Source organism: Neisseria sp. P0021.S007 (genome assembly GCF_051956855.1).
The window spans coordinates 1-645 of sequence record NZ_JBQCXA010000642.1; the positions used below are offsets into that span (position 1 = coordinate 1).

Here is a 645-nt window from a genome sequence, read left to right on the forward strand (position 1 = left end):
GTTTTATAGATGAGACTTCGGTTGTGATTGGCGAAGTGTCGCTGGCGGAAGATGTATCCGTTTGGCCTTATGCCGTATTGCGTGGCGATGTGAACAGCATTTCTATCGGCAAGCGCAGCAATGTGCAGGACGGCAGCGTTTTGCATGTGTCGCATAAGAATGCGGCGAAGCCTGACGGTTCACCTTTGATTATCGGCGATGATGTGACGATTGGGCATAAGGTCATGCTGCATGGCTGCCGAATTGGGAATCGTGTGTTGGTGGGCATGGGCTCGATTATTTTGGATGATACGGTTGTCGAAGATGATGTGATGATAGGCGCGGGCAGTTTGGTGCCTCCGCGCAAACGTTTGGAAAGCGGTTTTTTATACGTTGGCTCGCCTGTGAAACAAGTGCGTCCGCTGACGGATGAGGAAAAGGAATTTTTGACGTATTCGTCCGCGCATTATGTCCGCCTGTCCGGCCAGCATAAAATTTCAAAATAAGGAAAACCAATACAATGAACGCAATTTATCTGGCTTCGGGCAGTCCGCGCCGTCGTGAGATTTTGGAGAATTTGGGTTTCACGGTACGCCGCCTTCCTGTGGATATTGATGAAACCCCTAAAGAGGCGAAGCAGCAGTAGAGTATGTGCGCCGTATGGCC

At 50.4% G+C, this 645-nt stretch carries 1 protein-coding gene and 1 pseudogene; both read left to right on the forward strand.

Translation table 11 applies throughout. The annotated features are described in order from the left end of the window. Positions 1-5: 5 nt before the first annotated feature. The gene (locus tag ACTHUR_RS15120) at positions 6-485 is read left to right on the forward strand and encodes a gamma carbonic anhydrase family protein (RefSeq protein ID WP_440399439.1); all 480 of its coding nucleotides are present in this window, start codon (positions 6-8) and stop codon (positions 483-485) included. A gap of 14 nt (positions 486-499) precedes the next feature. Next, positions 500-645: pseudogene (locus ACTHUR_RS15125) on the forward strand (Maf family protein); the annotation flags it as partial.